This is a genomic window from Komagataeibacter europaeus LMG 18890 (assembly GCF_000285295.1).
In the GTDB taxonomy this organism is placed as follows: Bacteria; Pseudomonadota; Alphaproteobacteria; order Acetobacterales; family Acetobacteraceae; genus Komagataeibacter; species Komagataeibacter europaeus.
The window spans coordinates 1-19,961 of record NZ_CADP01000058.1 but is presented as its reverse complement, the minus strand read 5'-3'; the positions used below and the strand labels follow the sequence as shown (position 1 = coordinate 19,961).

General features: G+C 61.5%; 20 protein-coding genes and 2 tRNA genes. 8 read left to right on the top strand and 14 right to left on the bottom strand.

The annotated features are described in order from the left end of the window. Together GEU01_RS24475 and GEU01_RS27335 are read right to left on the bottom strand one after the other, a co-directional pair. Positions 1-274, bottom strand: a 274-nt coding sequence (locus GEU01_RS24475; protein WP_232272548.1) for a transposase, incomplete at its 3' end; no start/stop codon positions are given. Between the two features lie 737 nt (positions 275-1,011). After that, positions 1,012-1,146 carry a hypothetical protein gene (locus GEU01_RS27335; RefSeq protein WP_265000677.1) on the bottom strand — a complete coding sequence of 45 codons (135 nt, stop codon included), beginning with the start codon at positions 1,144-1,146 and terminating at the stop codon, positions 1,012-1,014. A 231-nt stretch (positions 1,147-1,377) separates the two neighbouring features. Here GEU01_RS27335 and GEU01_RS14355 point away from each other — a divergent pair, with 231 nt between their 5' ends. Both GEU01_RS14355 and GEU01_RS14350 read left to right on the top strand, forming a co-directional pair. Then, complete coding sequence (locus GEU01_RS14355) at positions 1,378-2,649, top strand: O-antigen ligase family protein (protein ID WP_019086635.1); 1,272 nt, start codon at positions 1,378-1,380, stop codon at positions 2,647-2,649. 193 nt (positions 2,650-2,842) lie between these two features. Next, positions 2,843-4,231: a lipopolysaccharide biosynthesis protein gene (locus GEU01_RS14350; protein WP_019086634.1), complete on the top strand. Its 1,389-nt coding sequence runs from the start codon at positions 2,843-2,845 to the stop codon at positions 4,229-4,231. 120 nt (positions 4,232-4,351) lie between these two features. Here the strand turns inward: GEU01_RS14350 and GEU01_RS14345 are convergent, their stop codons facing one another. Together GEU01_RS14345 and GEU01_RS14340 are read right to left on the bottom strand one after the other, a co-directional pair. Next, positions 4,352-6,508, bottom strand: a complete 2,157-nt coding sequence (locus GEU01_RS14345) for a TonB-dependent receptor (protein WP_019086633.1) — start codon at positions 6,506-6,508, stop codon at positions 4,352-4,354. A 65-nt stretch (positions 6,509-6,573) separates the two neighbouring features. Continuing rightward, positions 6,574-7,035: a DUF2946 family protein gene (locus GEU01_RS14340; RefSeq protein ID WP_232272546.1), complete on the bottom strand. Its 462-nt coding sequence runs from the start codon at positions 7,033-7,035 to the stop codon at positions 6,574-6,576. A 107-nt stretch (positions 7,036-7,142) separates the two neighbouring features. Here GEU01_RS14340 and GEU01_RS14335 point away from each other — a divergent pair, with 107 nt between their 5' ends. Then, positions 7,143-7,901, top strand: a complete 759-nt coding sequence (locus tag GEU01_RS14335; protein ID WP_019086631.1) for an energy transducer TonB — start codon at positions 7,143-7,145, stop codon at positions 7,899-7,901. Between the two features lie 17 nt (positions 7,902-7,918). Here the strand turns inward: GEU01_RS14335 and GEU01_RS14330 are convergent, their stop codons facing one another. Continuing rightward, on the bottom strand, positions 7,919-9,058 hold the full coding sequence (locus GEU01_RS14330; RefSeq protein WP_026018757.1) for a glycosyltransferase: 1,140 nt from the start codon (positions 9,056-9,058) through the stop codon (positions 7,919-7,921). Between the two features lie 323 nt (positions 9,059-9,381). Continuing rightward, entirely contained in the window at positions 9,382-10,791 is a 1,410-nt protein-coding gene (locus GEU01_RS14325; protein ID WP_010510958.1) for an NAD-dependent succinate-semialdehyde dehydrogenase, read from the bottom strand. Positions 10,792-11,179: 388 nt separating this feature from the next. Between GEU01_RS14325 and GEU01_RS14315 the strand changes: the two genes are divergently transcribed. After that, positions 11,180-11,968 carry an SDR family NAD(P)-dependent oxidoreductase gene (locus tag GEU01_RS14315; RefSeq protein ID WP_019086628.1) on the top strand — a complete coding sequence of 263 codons (789 nt, stop codon included), beginning with the start codon at positions 11,180-11,182 and terminating at the stop codon, positions 11,966-11,968. A gap of 73 nt (positions 11,969-12,041) precedes the next feature. Here the strand turns inward: GEU01_RS14315 and GEU01_RS14310 are convergent, their stop codons facing one another. Further along, a complete protein-coding gene (locus GEU01_RS14310) occupies positions 12,042-12,614 on the bottom strand; it encodes a hypothetical protein (RefSeq protein ID WP_019086627.1) in 573 nt (190 codons plus the stop codon). A gap of 299 nt (positions 12,615-12,913) precedes the next feature. On the opposite strand from GEU01_RS14310, the gene GEU01_RS14305 reads away from it, so the two are divergent. Beyond that, positions 12,914-13,300: a cellulose synthase operon protein YhjQ/BcsQ gene (locus GEU01_RS14305; protein WP_232272544.1), complete on the top strand. Its 387-nt coding sequence runs from the start codon at positions 12,914-12,916 to the stop codon at positions 13,298-13,300. 81 nt (positions 13,301-13,381) lie between these two features. Here the strand turns inward: GEU01_RS14305 and GEU01_RS14300 are convergent. The 5 genes from GEU01_RS14300 to GEU01_RS14280 all read right to left on the bottom strand — a co-directional run bounded on the left by GEU01_RS14300 (position 13,382) and on the right by GEU01_RS14280 (position 14,890). Beyond that, a tRNA-Arg gene (locus GEU01_RS14300) sits at positions 13,382-13,458 on the bottom strand. A gap of 27 nt (positions 13,459-13,485) precedes the next feature. Next, positions 13,486-13,791, bottom strand: a complete 306-nt coding sequence (locus GEU01_RS14295; RefSeq protein WP_019086625.1) for an ETC complex I subunit — start codon at positions 13,789-13,791, stop codon at positions 13,486-13,488. Positions 13,792-13,813: 22 nt separating this feature from the next. After that, a tRNA-Pro gene (locus tag GEU01_RS14290) sits at positions 13,814-13,890 on the bottom strand. A 146-nt stretch (positions 13,891-14,036) separates the two neighbouring features. Beyond that, the gene (gene gpt, locus GEU01_RS14285; protein WP_019086624.1) at positions 14,037-14,519 is read right to left on the bottom strand and encodes a xanthine phosphoribosyltransferase; all 483 of its coding nucleotides are present in this window, start codon (positions 14,517-14,519) and stop codon (positions 14,037-14,039) included. Further along, the gene (locus GEU01_RS14280) at positions 14,519-14,890 is read right to left on the bottom strand and encodes a tRNA-binding protein (protein WP_010510970.1); all 372 of its coding nucleotides are present in this window, start codon (positions 14,888-14,890) and stop codon (positions 14,519-14,521) included. The genes gpt and GEU01_RS14280 overlap by 1 nt, the downstream gene beginning before the upstream one ends. Before the next feature lie 107 nt (positions 14,891-14,997). On the opposite strand from GEU01_RS14280, the gene GEU01_RS14275 reads away from it, so the two are divergent. Together GEU01_RS14275 and GEU01_RS27565 are read left to right on the top strand one after the other, a co-directional pair. Next, entirely contained in the window at positions 14,998-16,266 is a 1,269-nt protein-coding gene (locus GEU01_RS14275; RefSeq protein ID WP_019086623.1) for an MFS transporter, read from the top strand. Between the two features lie 17 nt (positions 16,267-16,283). Then, a complete protein-coding gene (locus GEU01_RS27565; RefSeq protein ID WP_408734719.1) occupies positions 16,284-16,553 on the top strand; it encodes a DUF6911 family protein in 270 nt (89 codons plus the stop codon). Positions 16,554-16,615: 62 nt separating this feature from the next. Here GEU01_RS27565 and GEU01_RS14270 read toward each other — a convergent pair whose 3' ends face one another. Then, positions 16,616-17,833: a cation:proton antiporter gene (locus GEU01_RS14270; protein WP_019086622.1), complete on the bottom strand. Its 1,218-nt coding sequence runs from the start codon at positions 17,831-17,833 to the stop codon at positions 16,616-16,618. A 533-nt stretch (positions 17,834-18,366) separates the two neighbouring features. Here GEU01_RS14270 and GEU01_RS14255 point away from each other — a divergent pair. Then, complete coding sequence (locus GEU01_RS14255; RefSeq protein WP_019086619.1) at positions 18,367-19,323, top strand: alpha/beta hydrolase; 957 nt, start codon at positions 18,367-18,369, stop codon at positions 19,321-19,323. A gap of 283 nt (positions 19,324-19,606) precedes the next feature. Here GEU01_RS14255 and GEU01_RS14250 read toward each other — a convergent pair. Continuing rightward, positions 19,607-19,961, bottom strand: a 355-nt coding sequence (locus GEU01_RS14250) for a transposase (RefSeq protein WP_019086449.1), incomplete at its 5' end; no start/stop codon positions are given.

The following is a 19,961-nucleotide window of genomic DNA, read 5'->3' as shown; positions in this document are numbered from 1 at the left end:
GGTGAGCCCTGATGTTCGTGCCATCCAGAAAAGTCATGCCCAGCGCCACTCCGTGGTGGTCCTGAACCAGTTCGAGCAGGCGTTCCCACACCCCCAGTTTCGCCCAGCGGATGAAAAGCTGCGCCGCCCGCCACCACGGACCCAGCTCAGCGGGGATACTTCGCCATTTCGCACCATTCTCATGACGCCAGAAGATCGCTGCTATCGTACGCCGCAGATCATGGGGCGGTGTCTTGCCCCTTGGCCGAACCGCCTCAATCAGCGGTTCCCAGATCGCCCATGTCTCATCAGTGAAAGTGCCTGTTCCGTCTCCTTCTTCAATCCATACAATATAGGAAGTATTTTAAGATCTAACAGGCCCTAGAGCAGGACCGGATTTTCCTGAACCACATCATTCCGAATATGGCAGGTGATCAGCGTCGATTGCTGTGCCGCTTTTTGTGCCGACCTGCTGTGCGGAAAGGCAGGAACAGGGCGTTACATGCGGAATATAGACGCGTAGTATTGTCTTGATAATAAACGATTTATGGATTTTATCGGAGGGTGGCGGAGATTTTCAAGACCGCTGCCTTCAACCGCTCAGCCACCTCTCCATATCGTCTGTTTAGCTAGGTCTGCCGCCGCCGTCTAGATGTTACCACGCACAAAAACCGCTGCGTTTTGTGTGGTTACGGTATCGTCTTCCGGTAACTGACCCATTGCATCGCTGATTTGCACCCGACCCGGATTGTCTGCCGGTGATCCGGGTGCAGAAAGAGCGCGGAAAAAACCAAGTAAACAGGAAGACCTGTCAGGACCAGACAGTCACGTGCATGGTTCCCGTAATCGTGGCAGCCTGATGGATGGCCGCCATGGACAGGTTAGCATACATGTCGGCCCCTGCACTGTCCGGGCAGGCGGTAGGCTTTACACCGGAGCCGACGGGAGGGAGGACGACCCGAACAGTCTGCATCCAGGGATCGGTCCATCCCGCATGCGCCATGATCCGGTTATGATGAATGCAGGCAGGCCCTAACGGATCAGGTCGGACAGCGCATCCATCTTGTCTGCCACCATGGCAATGGTGCCGCGTATCTCATCCGTCACCGTCTGTGCGTTATCCACTGTTTCAGACAGGCGTTCGAGGTCGGCGCGGATCTCGTTCACCAGAACCTTCCGTTCTGTTATGAGGCCATCTTCGTCTTCCATACCCTGTCTCCCGTGTTTTCATATGCCTGTGACAAGGATGCGGGTCTTTTTCCGATTTTACAATTGCAATACATCTTCCCGGCCCCAATTCCGTTGATACGGCGTGCAGGGCGGGCCTGTTACGGCTTTGTCCCCGGTACATCTTGCGATACATCCCGCCATCTGGTGCATGAACGGGGAGAGCACGGGTTGAAGCAGCGGGTTGAACAGTGGATGTGGCGGATTGCAACCGGCCTTGTCATCCCCATGCCGGTGCTGCTGCTGTATGCGCTGGCACCTGCTGAAATTGTCATGACGGTGGTGGCGGTACTGTTCGTGACCCACGGTTTCCTGACCCGGCACTGGAACTGGTTGCGGCAGCCATGGATCTGCGCGGCGGGGCTGCTGTGGGGGCAGATCATCCTGTCCTCCATTGTAACGGGGCGCGGCCATGCGATCGTGCAGGCCACATGTTTCGGGCGGTATTTCCTGTTCATCGCGGCCCTGCAGGCATGGATCCTGCCCGGTGCGCGGGTGCGTGCCGTGCTGGCGCGGGTTTACGGCGGTGTTGCCATATGGCTGGTCGCGGGGTGCTGGCAGCAATACATATGGGGGCGCAACATATGGGGTTACGGCCGTTGGGCAGATGGCGCGCTGCTGGGTCCGCTATGGGCGCCACGGGTGGGATCGGGGCTGTTCATGACGGCGCTGCCAGGACTGTTCCCCACCGCCATACGGCTGTCACAGCGTGATGGCGCGCGGGGACGGATCATGGCGACCGCCATGCTGCTGGGACTGGTGCTGACCATGGTGCTGGTGGCGCAGCGCATGCCGCTGTTCCTCATGCTGGGGGGGATGGGAATTGTCGGCCTGCTGGTGCCGCGCCTGCGGAGCGGCCTGGTGGCCGTGCTGCTGCTGGGGGCGGGTGGCGTGGCGTTGTCGCCGGTGCTGGCGCCGCAGGCGTATCACAAGCTGGTCGTGAACTTCATCGCGCATATGCATGCGTTTGCCGACAGCCCCTACGGCATGCTGTTCATCCGCGCGGGTGTGATGATCGGGCGGCACCCGTGGTTCGGTCTGGGGTTTGACGGGTTTCGGCATGCCTGTCCCGACCCGGCGTATTTCCATGGCCTGCCGTGGCTGGGCGTAGCCGAGGGGCCGCATGGCGGGGCAACCGGCTGCAACCTGCATCCGCACAACTATTACCTGCTGATGGGGACCATGGGGGGCATACCCGCCATGGGACTGTTCATTGCGCTGGCTGTCTGCCTGCTGGTGTCCATTTGGACGGGTATCGTCCCCACGCGCGATCCGCAGCGACTGATGGTGGCGATTGTCGCGACACTTGTTTTCTGGCCCGTGGCGTCCAACAGTTCATTGCTGACACAGCCCGCGGCGGGATGGCTGTCCATGATTACGGGATGGGCGCTGGCGGTATCCCCGGTTGCATCCCGTTTGCAATACGTGCATGGCGGGGACTAGCCCCGGCAGGCATGGCGCACTACAGTGCGCGCCGTGGCGCACATGGATGAACGGCAGCGGGGGCCAGCCTGCCGGCTTCCTGCCACGTCCGGTATTCAGTTTAGGGGAGCCTGCGCTATCGTTTTCGCCTGTTGTTCCGAGGACACGTGTCCGGGGCCGTCCCGTGCGCGGGTTTTTGTACGTGTGATCACCCATGTCCACTTCTGAACGGGACGCACTCAAGCGCATTTTCGGCAATACCGGTTTCCTGATTGCCGGGCGGGCGACGAATGCGATCTGCAGCTTTGTCTATATCGCGTGGGCGGTGCGGGCGCTGGGGCTGTCGCAGTTTGGCGTGCTGATGCTGGTCACGACGTTTGGCGCCGCCGTATCGCAGGCCACGCACCTGCTGTCATGGCAGCCGCTGCTGCATTACGGCACGGACCCGTTCACCAACGGTCGCCAGGCGCAGTTTTCCCGCGTGCTGGCGTTCTGCATCCGTGCCGATTACATAAGCGGCGGCGTCGGGTGGCTGGTGGGTACGCTGGGGGTCGCGCTGTTCGGGGCCTATATGGGGTGGCCGGCGGCGGACCAGGGGGCGGCCTTCGCCTACATGCTGACGATCGCGTTCATGAACACCAGCTGGTCGGCCGGGGTGTTCCGGCTGTGCAATTCCTTCTGGCTGACCATGCTGACGGACCTGTCCGGCGCGCTGGTGCGTACCGTGGGGTCGGGCATCGGGTTCATGTACCACATGAGGCTGGATTACTACCTGCTGGTCTGGAGCATGACGCAGCTGGTCATGTTCATAAGCAGTACCTCGCTGGGCTGGCTGCAGCTGCGCCATGCGGGCGCCACGCAGCGTTTCAGCCTGTTCGCCCCGCTGAAGGCGGGGGATGCGCCGGGCATATGGCGCTTTACCCTGTCCACCAGTTGCAACCATCTGCTGGGGTCGGTTTTCAACCAGTTCGGTACATTGCTGGTGGGTGGCATCCTTGGCCCGGCCGATGCGGCGGTCTATCGCGTTTCCCGCCAGATAGGCGAGGGGATCGCCAAGCCCGCACAGCTCATGATGCCCGCGCTGTACCCCGAATTCATCCGCCTGCGTGAAGAGCAGGACTGGTATGGCATCAAGCGCGTGACGATCAAGCTGTTCCTGATGATCGGCGGGTTTTCCATCCTGCTGATGGGGGTGGCGATGGCCGTGGGCAATATCCTGCTGACATGGATGCTGCATGTCCACTGGCATGGCGGGCGTTCGCTGATCATGCTCATGCTGGGCAGTGCGATACTGGGGCTTGGGGTCGTGCCGCTGGAGCCGCTGCTGACCGTGATCGGGCAGGTATCGCAGGTGCTGAAAGGGCGGATCATCGTCACCCTGACCTACCTGCCGCTGGTGTATGGCATGACCATGGCCTGGCATCTGGAAGGGGCCGCGGCGGCGGCCGTCGTGGCGGGGCTGATCATGCTGGGTATCTGCCTGCGGCCGGTGGTGGTGTGGTTCCGCCGCATGGCGCCGGGACGCAGGCCGACAGGCATGGTGAAGGGGGAGGCAGTCCCTGCTACCGTGCCACCCGTGCCCGAAAAGGGCACGGGGACATAATTCCTGAAAGCCTGCTGAATTTCAAAGGGGTTTCTGGTGAAGCTTTTGTCAGGAAGCTTCAGGAAACGCTGCCTTCTTTAAAAAAGGCAGCACCCGGAAACCTTTATTTTTTCCGTCAGGTCAGAAGTTGGCGGTCAGGCTGACATTGAATGACCGGCCCATGCCCGGCAGCGCGCGCAGCACGCCGGTCGCCGCATTGTCGGCCAGCGACCATCCACCCAGCGGCAGTTCGTATTTCTGGTTCAGTACGTTGTCGATGCTGGCATCCAGCGTCACGTAACGCCAGTGGTACTGCCCCCCCAGTCCCAGCAGGGCATAGCCGGGGGTGCGGGGTTCGTTGCGGACCCAGTCCACGGTGTCCTTGGCCTTCACGAAGGTCATTTCCACCCGGCCGCTCCAGTTCTTCCACCGTTCGTTCAGCGATACGCTGCCGTTGGTCGGCATCTGGTGGTACAGCCCCGCGCCATTGGTCAGGTCCTGCCCGCGCACCCAGTTGATGTTGGCCACGATTTCCCCACGGCCAAAACGGGCGTTCTGCCACAGGCGGTAATTGCCCGAACCGTTGATGCCGTAGCTCTGTGCATTGTGGTTGACGAATCCCAGCGTGTAGAACTGACCGGCCGGCGCGATGCGCTGCGCGTTCACGTAATCGTGGGTATAGGTGTAGTACGGCTGGACCTTCAGGTCCCACCTGTCCCCATCGGGGTCATGCCAGTCGGCGGTGATGGAGGCGGTATTGGCCACTTCCGGCTTCAGGTCGGGATTGCCGACATAGCCGTTGCCGTCACCAAACCAGTTGATCATGCTGGTGACCATGGCCGACTGCCCCCAGGCATAGCGTTCATACAGGTTGGGCGAGCGGGTCTTGCGCGCATAACCCCCTTCGATCGTAAGGTCGCGCCGGGGTTTCCAGCGGACCATGGCCGTGACATCGAAATTCACGTCCGTCCGGCCCCGGTCGGTGGCGTTGAACGCATTGGCCGCGTTGATGTTGGCCATGTTCATCATGTTCATGGTGGAGGAGTAGCCGGAAACAGGCCCCGTATTCATCATGACCAGGTCATTGCGAAAGCCCAGCAGCGTGGTTACGCGCGGGGTCCAGGCCGCTTCCCATTCCACGAAATGGCCCAGCCGGTCGCGGTGGCCGTCATTGATGCTGTGATAGGTGTCCGGTCCCATCATCATGCTGCCGGCAACGGGCGGCCACCAGTCATTCAGGCCGGAATGGTCGAACGAACTGCCCAGCCGCAGGGTCTGCCCTTCCGCCAGCGGTATCGTGGCCTTGATGCTGTAGCCCGCCATGCGGGCGTTGGTGTTCATGGGCATGTGGGTGGTCTTGTCACGGTCTGGCAGGAAGTCCATGGCGTGGTCCTCGCGCTGCCAGTAGCCGCGGGCCTCCAGTTCACCCCAGTCAAAGGTGCCAAGATACTTGCCGTTGACGAAGGTGGAGCGGTTGTTGGTCATGTCCATGTACTGGTTGGCGAACCCTTCATGCGGGGTGTCCTGCTGCCCGAATGTCAGGGTGAACAGGTGGTTGTCCCTGTGCATGCCAAAGGTCACGGCATGGTTGTAGGTCAGGTAACTGGTGGACCGGACCATGCCCGCATCGCCACCGCCACTGTAATCGCCAGCCTGGCTGTAGGATGCGTTGTAGCGCAGGCTGAACATGTCATTGGCCACCGTCAGGCTGCCCGATGCGCCATAGCCGCCGCCATTGCTGCGATAGGTGCCGGTGACATGCCCGGTGACCAGTATCTTGCCATGGCGGGCGAATTGCGGGTCCTTGCGTTCCACGTCAATCGTGCCGCCGGTGCTGTCGCCGCCCATGCTGACGGGGGTGATCCCGGCAATGGCGGTGGCGGTGTCCACGCTGTCGGGATCGATGAAGGACAGGGCAGGGTTCATGTGGTTGGGGCAGCCCGATGCAATGCGCACGCCATCGACCACGGTCGCCACGCGGTCATCCGCCATGCCGTTGATGACCGGCAGGGACGCAAGGCCGCCGGCGGAATAGGTGCTGACGCCGGGCTGGTTGCGAAACAGGCTGGCGGTATCGGGGCTGCTCAGGCTGGCCGCCGTGCGGGATGCCTGCGATGGGGAACTGGCCGATAGCAGGCGGTCGCCCATGGGGGTGCCCTCGGCCGTGTCCTCGATCGACAGGCCGGGCAGGGTCACGGTGGTTTCGGCCTGCGCCATGGCGGGATACAGGCCGGCGGCCAGCATGTAGCCGCCAGCCGCCGCGGCAATGGGCGCGGCCGTTCTTTTTATGGAAGTCACTTTTCATGTCCTGAACAGGAAACGGGAATGCGCACGCCCGGACGGGCGCGCGGCAGCGCGTGGGTTCAGGAAACGGAAGGTGGCCCGCGTGACGGCGGCAAGCCGAGTGGGGCGGAAGGGGGCGCGCGGGGCTGTCGTGGCTCATGCCGGGCCTGCCGCCATGCCATGGGCGGCAGGGGCAGGAACGGCAGGAGCGTCAGCGCAAGGGCGGGCAGGTGCAGGAGCGGGCACAGCGGGCAGCCTTCGGCATGGTCATGGCCCGGATGGGCCGCCATGTCGTGCCGGTCCGCGGGCATGCCACCCATCATGGCGTGATGATGGGCGGGGCCATGGGCCATGGTGGCCGCATGTCCCGGGGGCGCGATATCGATCCCCGTCAGCCGCATGATGGTGGTCCGGGGCAGTTCCCCCGGCATGCTGCGACTTTCGATCAGCAACTGCCCCCACAGCCCCAGGCATGCGCACAGCACCATGATCCAGCGGATCACAGGCATGTCATGCATGAAGGGGTGACGGGCGTGGCCCATGATTGAACAGGCTCTTTGTGGTTGTAAGATAAGACGGTAACAGATTTATGTTCTCGGGGGTGCATCCCTTTTTGTCAAATGGGATGCGGGCCGCCGTACCGGCTACAATGGATGGAACCGTGCCGCAACAGCAAGACAGAACGGCAGCCAGGCTGCTTGTCCCCGACGGCGCGCGGGCGCGCGGGCGCTGGGCGCGCATGGCGGCCGGGTGGACGGTGCTGCTGGCGGTGCTGGGGCATGGCGTGATTGGCGCATGGCTGCTGCCGGGTGGCACGAAGGTACCGGCAGCCCCCAGTGAAAAAAACGCCATCCAGGTCTTTTTTGACCGGCCGGAGGTTGCAACGCCCCCCGGACCGGCTACGCCACAGCCACAGCCACAGGCTGCACCAACCCGTGGTGCGGAGGGCAGGCAGGAAATGCCAGTCATGCGGCATCCCCCCGCCCGCACGCCCGCTTCACCGCCCCGGCCACCTGCCCACGCAACGCCTGCGCATGCAGGGACGGCCCCGCCTGCCGCGCTGCCTGCGGGGCGACAGACGGATACCGCCAGCGTCCCGATGGCATCAGCGCATGCGCAACAGGCCGCGACGGCCGCCCGACCCGCGTCCACGGTGCATTGCACGCCACCGGCATGGCGCTATCCCCCCATGGCGCGCCACATGCATGAAGAAGGCAGTGCGATGGTGGATCTGGTTATCGGGGGGCAGGGACAGGTGGTACAGGCGACCCTGCGGAGCAGTAGCGGTTATGACGACCTGGACCGCACCGCCATCGCCGCCGCGCGCAACGTACGCTGCACGGCTGACGGGGGGGCGCTGGACGGCACGCATCTTACGTTGCCGGTCGTCTTTCACCTGAAGGGGTAAGGGATGGTGGCCCCGGATTATCGGATGGGCGTGGGGTGGCGGGCACTGGTCCGCATGGCGCCGACCCGTGCGGCAACCAGTTGCTCCGCCCGCCCCAGCACCACATCGGCCTGCGCCGTAATGGCATTCAGGTCATAGGCCGACAGAACCTGCCCCCGGGCCGCCGCCCCCATCCGGGCGCACAGCGAGGGGTTGTTGTACAGCCGCAGCAGTAGGCTGGCGAGGTGTTCCGGGGTCGGGAGGGAAAGGAACAGGCCGGTTTCCCCATCCTTGATGACGTCAGCCATCGCGCCCACGGGCGTTACGATGGATGGCACGCCCGCCTGCATCGCTTCATGCAGGGCGATGCACAGCCCTTCGAACAGTGATGGCTGTACATAGCCATGCAATCCGGCGCAATATGTGAACGGGTCGGCCTGAAAACCCGACAATGTCACATTATCCAGCCCCAGCGCCGTGATCCGGGCCTGCAGTTGCGGGGCGAGAGAACCTTCGCCACCAATATCCAGATGGATGCGGCATTGCGGCGCATGATCGCGCAGATAGGCCATGGCCTGAACCAGCAGCCCGTAATTTTTCTGGTGTTCCAGTCGGCCCAGCGTGCCCAGACGGAATACCGCGCCCCCGTCCGGTCCCGTCCACGGCGTGGCCTGGGGCATATGGGCCTGCGCGGTGAACAGGGGCCATGTAATGACATCGCGTTCGGGCACATTCAGCTGTTGCGCCGTGCATTTTGCAACAAAGCGGGAATCCGCCACCCACAGATCCGTCAGCCGGTGCGTGGCGTGCAGGATACGGCGGTTCCATGGACGCAGATAGGCATTGTGCTGCCAGCTGATTACAGGCCGGCGCAGCATGACGCCCGCCATCTGCCCATACAGGGTCGCGCGTGTCAGCGATGTCCAGATCAGGTCGGGTGCATGCCGCCGCACGGCGGCGAGGGTCGTGCGGAAAGATGCGAATTTGTCAGGATGGGGAGAGAGGATTTCATGGGCAATCCCCGCGTCTTTCAGCCAGGCAACCGCATTGCCCGCCTTGCGCGCCAGGGCGAGGACACGGACATCATGCCCGCGTCTGCGCATCTGCGCCACGATATCGGGCAGGGGACGTTCGGCCCCCCCGCCATTCAGGCTGTTGATGATATAGACAATACGCATGCAAATGATTTTGACACGCAAAAATAAAAAATTAACACAGTTTATAATCGATGACACAATTTATGTTTGAATTGAAACACAAAATGAAAGTCCGTTACAAACAGATACCATGTCGTCTATAATATATATTATGGTTTTTGATGACGGATATGTGAAATCCGGGTTTCCATGCTTTTTGGGGCAGGTTGCATGTTCCGGCATTCATATTGCCGGACCGGGGGCATGAGACCGGGCATGCATGTGTCGTCATGATATCATCCGTGCGGGATGCATATGAAAACGCCCCCCATCATGCGACGGGGGGCGTAATCCGCATGGCTGGATCAGGGGGTATGGACCAGTTTGCGGTTCAGGAATTCCTCAATGCCGAATTCCGAAAGCTCACGGCCATAACCGGAGTTCTTGATCCCGCCAAAGGGCAGGTCGGGCGCCGTGCCGGTAATGTTGTTGATGAACACCATGCCCGTGTCGATCCGGGCGGCGACGCGACGGCCACGTTCCACATCGCTGGTCTGGATGGACCCACCCAGCCCGTATGGCGAATCATTGGCCATGGCGATGGCTTCATCATCACTGCCGACAGAATAGACGATGGCGACGGGGCCAAAGATTTCCTCATAGAAAATGGGGTTGTCCTTGGTGATGCCGGTCAGGATCGCGGCCTTCATGAAAAAGCCTTCGCGGTCGATCTTCTTGCCACCCGCAACCAGTTCCGCCCCGTGGGATACGGCTTTTTCCACCTGCGATACGGCGCGTTCCATGGCGGCCTGGCTGCTCATCGGGCCGTGGGTGACGCCCTGTTCCAGCGGGTCGCCGTACTGGAATTCGTTCACCGCCACCTTCAGGCGGGCCGTGAATTCGTCAACCAGTGACTTGTGCACGATCATCCGCTTGGCGGCGGTGCAGACCTGACCGTTATTGGACATGCGTCCACGGATCGCCATGGGCACGGCCTTGTCCAGGTCGGCGTCATCCAGCACGATGAAGGCGTCGGACCCGCCCAGTTCCATCGTGCTTTTCTTCAGCGCACGCCCGGCCTGCGACGCCACGGCGCTGCCGGCGCGTTCGCTGCCGGTCAGGGCGACACCACGCACTTCGGGGCGTTCGATCAGCTTTTCCGACTGGTCATTGGTAATGAACAGGTTGGTGTAAGCCCCTTCGGGCGCGCCTGCTTCACGGAACAGTTCCTCGAATGCTACGGCGCATTGCGGCACGCTCGGCGCGTGCTTGACCATGACGACGTTGCCCGCCATCAGGTTGGGGGCGGCGACGCGGGCCAGCTGGTAATAGGGGAAGTTCCACGGCTCCACACAATAGATGATTCCCAGCGGCTCGCTGGTGACGGTTGCATGACCCTGCGACACCGGCAGTTCACGCGGGGCGAGGAAGGTTTCCGCCTTCTGCGCGTAATAGGCCAGAATATCAGCCGAAAGTTCTATTTCCCCAATGGCTTCGGGCAGGATCTTGCCCATTTCGATGGAAATCAGGCGGGCATGCTTTTCCTTGTCCCGGCGCAGGATTTCCGCCGCCTTCAGCATGATGGCCTTGCGCTGTGCCAGGGAACGGTGCCGCCAGTCGCTTTCCCAGAACTCGTGGGCGGTGGACAGCTTCGCCAGCATTGTCCTGTCGTCATGCAGGTCAAAGACCTTTTCCGTCTTTCCGGTGGCCGGATTGATGGTGCGATACGGACTGGTCATGTCGTCAATGTCCTTTGTGGCTGCTTCGTGGGTCATGTTTTCATAACCGACGAAGGTTTGCGTTGTCTGAACGCGGAAACGGGTTGGCAGGCTATGGGATGATCCCGGCTGGCGCGACCCGTCGCGGGAACGCTCTCCCTATCGTGACTATATCCTGTCGTATATTGTCAATGCATGCAGGCGACAGGGCAGGGGGTCGCCCGGGGTATGGTTTCCGCCTGTATCCAAGGCAGGGGCAGGCGATATGGCGGGTGTGGCGCCGGGCTGTCATCACGCGGGTTTGAACGCGGCGCGCCCCCAGCCGGCCGCACGGGACGCGTTGTCGGTCCGTTCATGCCCCATTACGGCCCCGGGGCCGGTTGTGCGGGGTTCCGTGTCGTGTACGATGCGGCCCGGTTTCAGATATCGCAGGAGGTTAAGGACCATGCATATTGACCTGACAGGCCGCACGGCCATCGTAACGGGATCAACCGGCGGCATCGGGCTGGCCATTGCAAAGGGACTGGTCACCAGCGGGGCGCGGGTGGTGGTGAACGGGCGCAGGTCGCCTGCCGTGGACAGGGCGGTGCGCGACCTGTCCGCCCTTGGCGTGGGAAAGGCCGAGGGGTTTACCGGCGATCTGGGCACGGCGGCGGGGTGTGCGGCGCTGGTGGCGGCCCATCCATCGTGCGATATCCTGATCAACAACCTGGGTATTTTTGAACCGAAGGATTTTTTCGACACGCCGGATGAGGACTGGAACCGGTTCTTTGAAGTCAACGTCATGTCCGGCGTGCGCCTGTCGCGTGCCTACCTGCCGGGCATGAAGGAACGGAACTGGGGGCGGGTTGTCTTCGTGTCCTCGGAATCCGCGCTGAACATTCCTGTCGAGATGATCCATTATGGTTTCAGCAAGACGGCGCAGCTTTCGGTGGCGCGCGGCCTGGCTGAACGGATGGCTGGCACCGGGGTTACGGTGAATTCGGTGCTGCCGGGGCCGACGCTGTCAGAAGGGCTGGCGGACATGCTCAGGCCCGAACAGGAAAAGACCGGCAGGCCGCTGGAAGAAGTGGCGGCGGAATTCGTCATGACGCACCGCCCCACATCCATCATCCGCCGCGCGGCCACGGTGGAGGAAGTGGCGAACATGGTGGTCTACCTGTCATCGCCACAGGCGTCCGCCACCACCGGGGCGTCGGTGCGTGTCGATGGCGGGGTACTCAGCACGATCTGAGGCCAGCCTGTGGGACATTCCGCCAGCCACATGGACGTTTTGGGTGAAGCTGGAAAACAGGCATCGGGCCAGATTACTGGAACGGGCTGGCGGAATAGGACGGAGACGTCGTATAGCCCGCCGCCGGTACCGGCATGCTCGGCGCTGGATAACCGGAGGGACGGGTGTTCGGCGCGACATAAGTCGGGCTGGACAGTTTCTGCTCCGCGACGGAGGAATGCGCCGTAATGCTGCCCGTGCCCGTGCCCGTGCCCGGATTGATGCCGCTCTGGATACGGTTGCGGGCGGGTGTGGTCGTTGCCGCCGGGGCCGGTTGGTCGGGCATTATCCGGTCGGGATAGACCGCGCCGGTGCTGTCATAGTCCGTTGCGTTGTAGCGCCCCACGCAGTTCTTGCCGCGCTCGGCCGTATGGACGGCTTCCAGTTCACCCTTCAACTGGCCGGGCTGGATATATCGGGCGCGTGCCATGCGCCGTGTATCTGCCGAGGCAAGGGCCTGCGTGTCCGTTTCATCCAGTTGGGCAAGCTGCGCACAGTTCTGCCGCATATAAGGTTCCGGGTTCACATATTGTGCATTGATTTCGGCGGGCCTGCTGGCACATCCCGCAACGGCCAGCAGACCCAGGCACAGGATCGTTTTTTTCATGGTCTTCCTGTCATGTGATCAATACCATGTCGCTGTATTGAATAAAGAAGTGCATTCATGGGCAGTATTTTATGGTTGAATTGTTTGTGTATTCATTAATGAAGTGACCGATATGGATGTGATTCCGCCATGATGGAAAAATAAACGATCACGGGAACGATCTGTCGGGACCATTATTAATGGAAACTTTCCACATTCTGCCCGGGTCGCATCCGTAACCATGAATATGCAACGCATCCCCGCCTGACGGGTTGCTGGCCGGATGCAACTGCGTACCATGTCAGAAAATGCGGCAGGCCATGTGCAGGGCTGCTTCAAAGGCAGCCATCGGACAGTCCGCAAATCCAAAAGAAGGTTTTGGTGAAGCATTTTTCAAAAAGCTTCAGGGAAGGGGCCTGTGCCGGTACCGGTACGTATATAAAGACCAACCCGCCCGCATCATACCGCTCACGCACGATATCGGCGCGCCCATAAGCGGCTGTCAGGTCGATATGGATGCCCGGGTATTCGATTCCAGAACCGGCCAGACGCCGTTCCCCGACTTGAGCATGACCGTGAAGTTCTGTCCGCTATCTGTAAGTCAAACGAAAGTCATGATCGCAGGCATGCAGTTGTGGGAACAGCATCAGCAGCGGGAGACCAGCAAGGTGGTCTCCATCGCTGCAACGCGGGGCCGTCTGGGGTAGGGCGAAACCGCAATGAGCCATAGTGCACTGCAAAAGATCTGCAAAAGATGCAAAAATGAAAGCCGCTAAGTCATTGAAAACTGGCGCGCCCTGCTGGATTCGAACCAGCGACCCACAGCTTAGAAGGCTGTTGCTCTATCCAACTGAGCTAAGGGCGCGTGGCCTGCACTTGTGCCAGATCGGGTCTAGTGCGTCCAGTTCTGGATCCGGTCATAACGGAAATTATCCGCATATGCCTTGGGGCGGCGGATGCGCGGGGTGGGGATTTCGATATCGAAGGCAATTCCCTCCCGCGTGGCATAGGCCACGGCGCTGTCCTGATCGGGGAACTGCAGGCGCAGCTGCGACGGGGTATCGGCGCTGCCGGTCCACCCCATCAGGGTATCGATATGGCGGGGGCGGTTCTGCCCGTAATCCAGTACCCATGTATGGGTTCCGGCCTGACCTGACTGGGTGGAGGGTTTTGACTGCCTGTAAATCCGGGCTCGCATTACTATCCGTACTCCCTGGATATGGTCGGGGCGCCCGGACTCGAACCGGGGGCCTCGTGTACCCAAAACACGCGCGCTACCAGGCTGCGCCACGCCCCGCGACCACGAGCGGGAACCTATGTGGCAACTGCTGTTCTGGCAAGCACATTCTTGCAAAAAAATACCGCGCCCATCGTCCCTGCGGCAAGCAGTGTGGACGGGCGCGGCGAACAACAAGGCGTGTGATGGGGTGAAAGCAGCCGCACTCAGGCCTTTTCGACCGATTTGCTGGCCAGCGGCGGGATGAACAGCGGCGCCGTATCCCACGGGAACAGCACCCATGTGTCCTGCGGGACCTCGACTACGAAAATATCCGTGATCGGGCGGCCGGCGGGCTTGGCATACAGGCAGGCGAACACCGCCTTGGGCAGCATCTTGCGCACAAGCTGCGCCGTGACCCCGGAATCGACCAGGTCATCGATGATCAGGAAGCCCTCGCCATCGCCCGCGGCATCGGCGTTCTTGACGACGGAGGGTTCGCCCATCTTTTCCTCGTCATAGGTCACGACGGAAATGGTGTCGATCAGGCGGCAGTCCAGTTCACGGGCGATGATCGCGGCGGGGATCATGCCCCCACGCGTGATGGCCACGATGCCCCTGAAGGGGCCACGGGTCATCAGCGTGCTGGCCAGTTGGCGGGCATCGCGGTGCAGCTGGTCCCATGTTACGGTTGCGTAGCTTGTAGCCATCAGAAAAGTTTTCCTCCATCGGGGACACGGCCATCGGGTCGGATCAGGACGGCCTCTCCATTACTGTCGGGCATGCCCAGCGTCAGCACCTCGCTGCGCAGCGAACCGACCTGCCGGGGCGGGACATTGATCACCGCGCAGATCTGGCGGCCAATCAGCCGGGCCGGAACATAGCGGTGGTTGACCTGCACCACCGATGACCGGATCCCGATATGGGGACCGAAATCGATGGTCAGCCGGAAGGTGTGCCGTGGCGTTTCACGCACGGGGTGCGCATCCACCACCGTCCCGGCCCGGATATCAAGCCAGTCGCGGGTCGGTACGTGCCCCACCGCGCCGGGTGCTGCTGTATGCTCAACAGGGTCTGTCATGGAACAGCTTTTGCCTGTATCGGGGCCGATTTGCAAACAGGTGAACGTAATTTTTAGGGGGGAAGACGTAGGATATTGCGCGGTGGTGCTGTTAGGGTGACGGGATCATGTCTTCCGCTCCCGTTCCACCGGCCCCGCCCGGGGTCGAAACGTCCCTGCCCGCCGTGCCCCTGCACCGTCATCCGGGACTGCCCGCGTTTCTTGCCGCCCGCACGGCTTCGTCCTTTTCCGCCTGCGTGCAGGCCGTCGCGGTGGGGTGGCAGATCTATGCCCTGACCCACAGCACGACGGCGCTGGCGCTGGTTGGGCTGGCGCAGTTCCTGCCCATGGCGGGGCTGCTGCTGCCGGCGGGGCATGCGGCGGACCACCTTGACCGGCGCATGATCGTGGTGACGTGCCAGTGTATCGAGGCGCTGTCCGCCCTGCTCATGGCCATCGGCGCGCTGGGCGGCTGGACCACGCCGTGGATGATCTATGCCATGGTCATGGTGTTTGGCGCCGCCCGCGCGTTCGAGATGCCATGCCAGCAGACCTTTCTGCCCTCGCTCGTGCCCGTGCATGTGTTTCCGCGTGCCGCGGCGGTTTCGTCCTCGCTGTTCCAGGCGGCGGCGGTGACGGGGCCGTCGGTCGGGGGGCTGCTGTACGGCGCGGGGGCAGGGGTGTGCTACCTTGTCTGCGCCGTTGGCTTCGCCTGTGCGTGCGTCGGTACGTTATGTATCCGCCTGGCCTACACGCCCCGGCCACGGGTGCCGCTTTCGCTGGCCACGTTTGTGGAGGTCATGCATTTCATGCGTGCCCGGCCCGACATGTTGGGCGCGATCTCGCTGGACCTGTTCGCCGTGCTGCTGGGCGGGGCGACCGCCATGCTGCCGGTCTTTGCCAGCGATATCCTGCATGCCGGGCCGCTGGGGCTGGGGCTGTTGCGGGCCGCGCCGGCGATCGGGGCGGTGGTGTGTTCCGTCATGCTGGTGTGGCGGCCGCTCAACCGCCGGGCGGGGGCGCGCATGTTCCTGGCCGTGGCGGTCTTTGGCGTGGCGACGGTGGTCTTTGCCCTGTCGCGGTCCATGGCGGTGTCCATCATCGCGCTGGCGGTGCTGGGGGCGGCGGATGTGGTCAGCGTGGTGGTGCGTGGCGCGCTGGTGCAGTTGCGCACGCCCGACAGCATGCGCGGACGGGTTTCGGCGGTGAACATGCTGTTCATCGGGTCATCCAACCAGCTGGGTGAATTCGAAAGCGGGATGGTGGCCAGCCTGATCGGGCCGGTTGGCTCGGTCGCGCTGGGCGGGATCGGCACGCTGGCCATTACCATCGCGTGGATACGGATGTTTCCCGGGCTGTGGCGTCTTGACCGGCTGGATGACATTACGCCGGAATAGCAGGGCATGAACCTGTATTGGCATATTCGTGGAAAAGGGGTGGGCCGCCACGGGCAATCAGCAGCCCCTTCGTTGGATGGCCTGCTGACGCCTTGGGCGAAGAAGATGACGATTACGATGTCAGGACAGTGTATTGCGACACGATAACGTCCGAAATGATTCCTGTTCCGGGTGATCTGTATGATTCCAGGACACTAACCAGCGATTTCCAGATGGTGCGGGCAATATTCAGGTCGTTTCTTGAATGCCCGCAAGCCCGGGGAGGCGTTATGGCGCAGTCATGCTGAACCGCACCCCGCCTGATCCGGTTCCTTGGGGACTGTCCAGAAGGCGGGTATTTTTATTACAGTCACGCGCCATCGCGGATGCGCGGGGCGAACAGCCGGAACAGCGGCCCGGTCAGCGCGGTTGAAATCACCGCCAGCACCATGAGGGAGGCAAAGGCGAAGTCCGACAGCATGCCCTGTGCATGCAGGATGGTGGCGGCCACGATTTCCATCAGCCCCTTGCATTGCAGCAGCGCACCCACCCCCAGCGCCTGCCGTCGTGTCAGCCCGGGCGCGGGCGGGAAGGCATAGACCGATCCCATCTTGGCCAGCACCGAAATGACCACCAGCAACAGCGACGCGGTGACCGAGGGCCATGTCAGCGCATCGCCATTGATATGCAGCCCGCTATGGCCAAAGAACATCGGCGCCAGCCAGATCAGGGAAAATCGCCCGACCTGTTCCACCGGCAGGCGCATGACCCAGCGCGGCGGCATGAGCGCGCCGGCAAAATACGCCCCGATCAGTTCATGCAGGCCCAGATGCATGCTGGCCCATGACCCCGCCGCCAGATAGACCGGCACCGCCGCCCAGATAACCATCTGGGGCGGATTGCCCATGTTGCGCGTCGCCCAGTTGCTGATGATGGCCAGTGCCACAAGCAGGGCAACCGCCACCCCCTCCAGCCCTGTCCAGCCATGCAGCGCCGCAGGCCCGCGGGCTGCAAACTGCAGGATGACCAGCCCGATCCACAGCGCCGCGTCATCTACCACCGCCAGCTTGAGCGCAAGCTGCCCGATCGAACGTTGTAGCGGGGGCAGTTCACGCACGATGCCAATCAGCACCGGCAGGGCGCTGACCGCGATGCACAGCCCGATGGCCAGTGACCCGATCAGGCGGCCGACATGCGGCGGATGCCATCCATGCAGGGGCAGGAAAAAATAATAGACCAGAAAGGAGCCGATGATGAACGGTCCCCCCAGCGCCACCAGCGCGCCGCCCAGCAGGCGACCCAGCGGCGGTGGGGGAATGGTGTGGGCGGATCCGTTGGCCTCGGGCGGCTGCCACATTTCCAGCCCGGCGGTAAAGGCCAGCACCAGCACGGCCAGCCAGCCGATATTGTTGCCGTAAACGGATGGAATGCCGATTTGCTGCACCGGCACGTGCATGACCGCCAGCACGATCCCGAGCAGGATCGGCAGGACAACAATCGGAATCGCCCTATGTGCCAGTCTCCATACCGCCCACGGGAAAATAACAAACAGGGCGGAATCAAGAACAAGTGCCGTAATGTTCGACAATCGCAAACCTTTCCTACAGACAATCAGAATAGGTTATATGCAAAAAATTAAAATGGGAACTTTTATTTTTGGCAAGGTCCGGAAATATATGCCCTGTCGGTCGGGATCGTGATTTTTTATGTTTCCGTGCCCAGCTATGCCTATAAAAAGGGCAACAGTTCTTGTTGCAGCAGTCGGAATGCCGTCGCGATGCAATACAGGCATATGAAAACGCTGGTATGGGCCGGGGGTTTGATGGCGTGGCGGGCCGGATGCATCACCTTCCTGGCATCCTGCGCTGTCCCGCGGTGATTTCATTACGGCATGCGAAGTATATTTTATATTTGAATGATAAATACAATATATAAATTGATGAAATGAATTGATTTTCAAATATAACAGATAGGGAAAACCCATAATTTTATATTTTATATGCACACATGGAGAAAATTATTTGATGTCGGTCATGGTTGATCACGCTTGCGTGCGTGACGGTTATAGGCAGCGAAGGCGTCCCCATGGGCGGCTTCTGATGGAAGAGGACCTGCTTCACCATGCCCAAAAATGTCGTAAATCCCGAATTCCTGCCGATTCTGGAAAAAATGCCGTCATTTGATGGCCTGTCCGGACGGTCCCTGCCGGAAGTGCGTGAGATATTCATGACGTCGGTGCGGCTGATCGAAGGGCGTCCGCTGCCGGATGTCGAAACGCAGGAAGAATATGTCCCCGGTCCCGCCGGTGCGCCGGATGTGCGTGTCCTGATCTATCGCCCCCGCGTGCGGCGGCCCAATGCCCCGGCCATTGTCTATATCCATGGTGGCGGACTGGTTTCGGGGCATCCCGAAGTTGACGACCCGAAATGCCAGGTGCTGGCCAGCAAGATGGGGTTTGTCATTGTCTCCGTTGATTACCGCCTGGCGCCAGAGGTGAAATATCCCGGCGCGATCGAGGACTGCTACGCCGTCCTGAAATGGGTGCATGACAATGCCGCCGGGCTGGGCATCAACCGTGACAAGGTTGCCGTCGCGGGCGAAAGTGCGGGTGGCGGGCTGAGTGCGGCACTGGCGCTGATGGCGCGCGACCGCAAGGAATACAGGCTGGCCTACCAGTTGCTGATCTATCCCATGCTGGATGACCGCACGGCGACCAAGGTCGATCCCGCGCCCGATTTTGGTGAATATGTCTGGACCCGTTCGGCCAACAAATATGCATGGGAAGCGTATCTGGGGGCGAAGGCCGGGGGTGATGACACGTCGGCCTATGCATCCGCCGCGCGGGCGAAGGACCTGTCCGGCCTGCCGCCCACCTTTATCGGGGTGGGGTCGATGGACCTGTTCCTGTGCGAGGATCTGGAATATGCCCGTCGCCTGATGGCCGCAGGCATCCCGACCGAGGTCATGGTCGTGCCGGGCGCATACCATGTGTTCGACATGTTCGTGCCGGATGCGGAACTGTCGCGCCGGTTCATGGATGCCTACTGTGCGGGCCTGAAGCGTACGCTTGGGCTGTAATTCCTGATCCGACCTGATCCGACCCGGCCACGGCGTGATGTCGTGGCTGGGTTTTTTAAATTCTGGCTGAGCCAATGATATGGCGGATTTCCAGAATTTTACTGATGTGCGATAGCTTTATCTGGCTGATCGTGGCTCATATCTGTATGGCAGTGCAGAAAATTGCTCTGGTCGCGTTGCGGAGTAAGGTAAAACTGATTCCCGATCTGTCTATGTATTTATTTATAGTCTGGCATACAATAACTTTATCCTGGCACCATCCACTAATACCAACCGTTGATTGCTATAACCCATGAGCCCAATTGCGCAGTCCGATTGACATGATGCGCCATGGTTGATTGACGAGCTGGTTCCAGGCATGGCAGGCGATATCAACGATATCGTCATAGGTTCTGAAGATCCTGTTTGAGAGCCATGTATTGCGCAGGAACTGCCAGAGATTTTCCACCGGGTTCAGTTCAGGAGCCCGGGGAGGCAGCGGGAGAATGGTGATATTGTAGGGAACATCCAGCTTCTGACTGGTATGCCATGCGGCCTGATCCACAATGAGGACGGCGTGAGCGCCCTGCGCGACCGTGCGTGAAATCTCCGCGAGATGGAGCTGCATGCCGTGCAGGTTGCAGACAGGGAGCACGAGG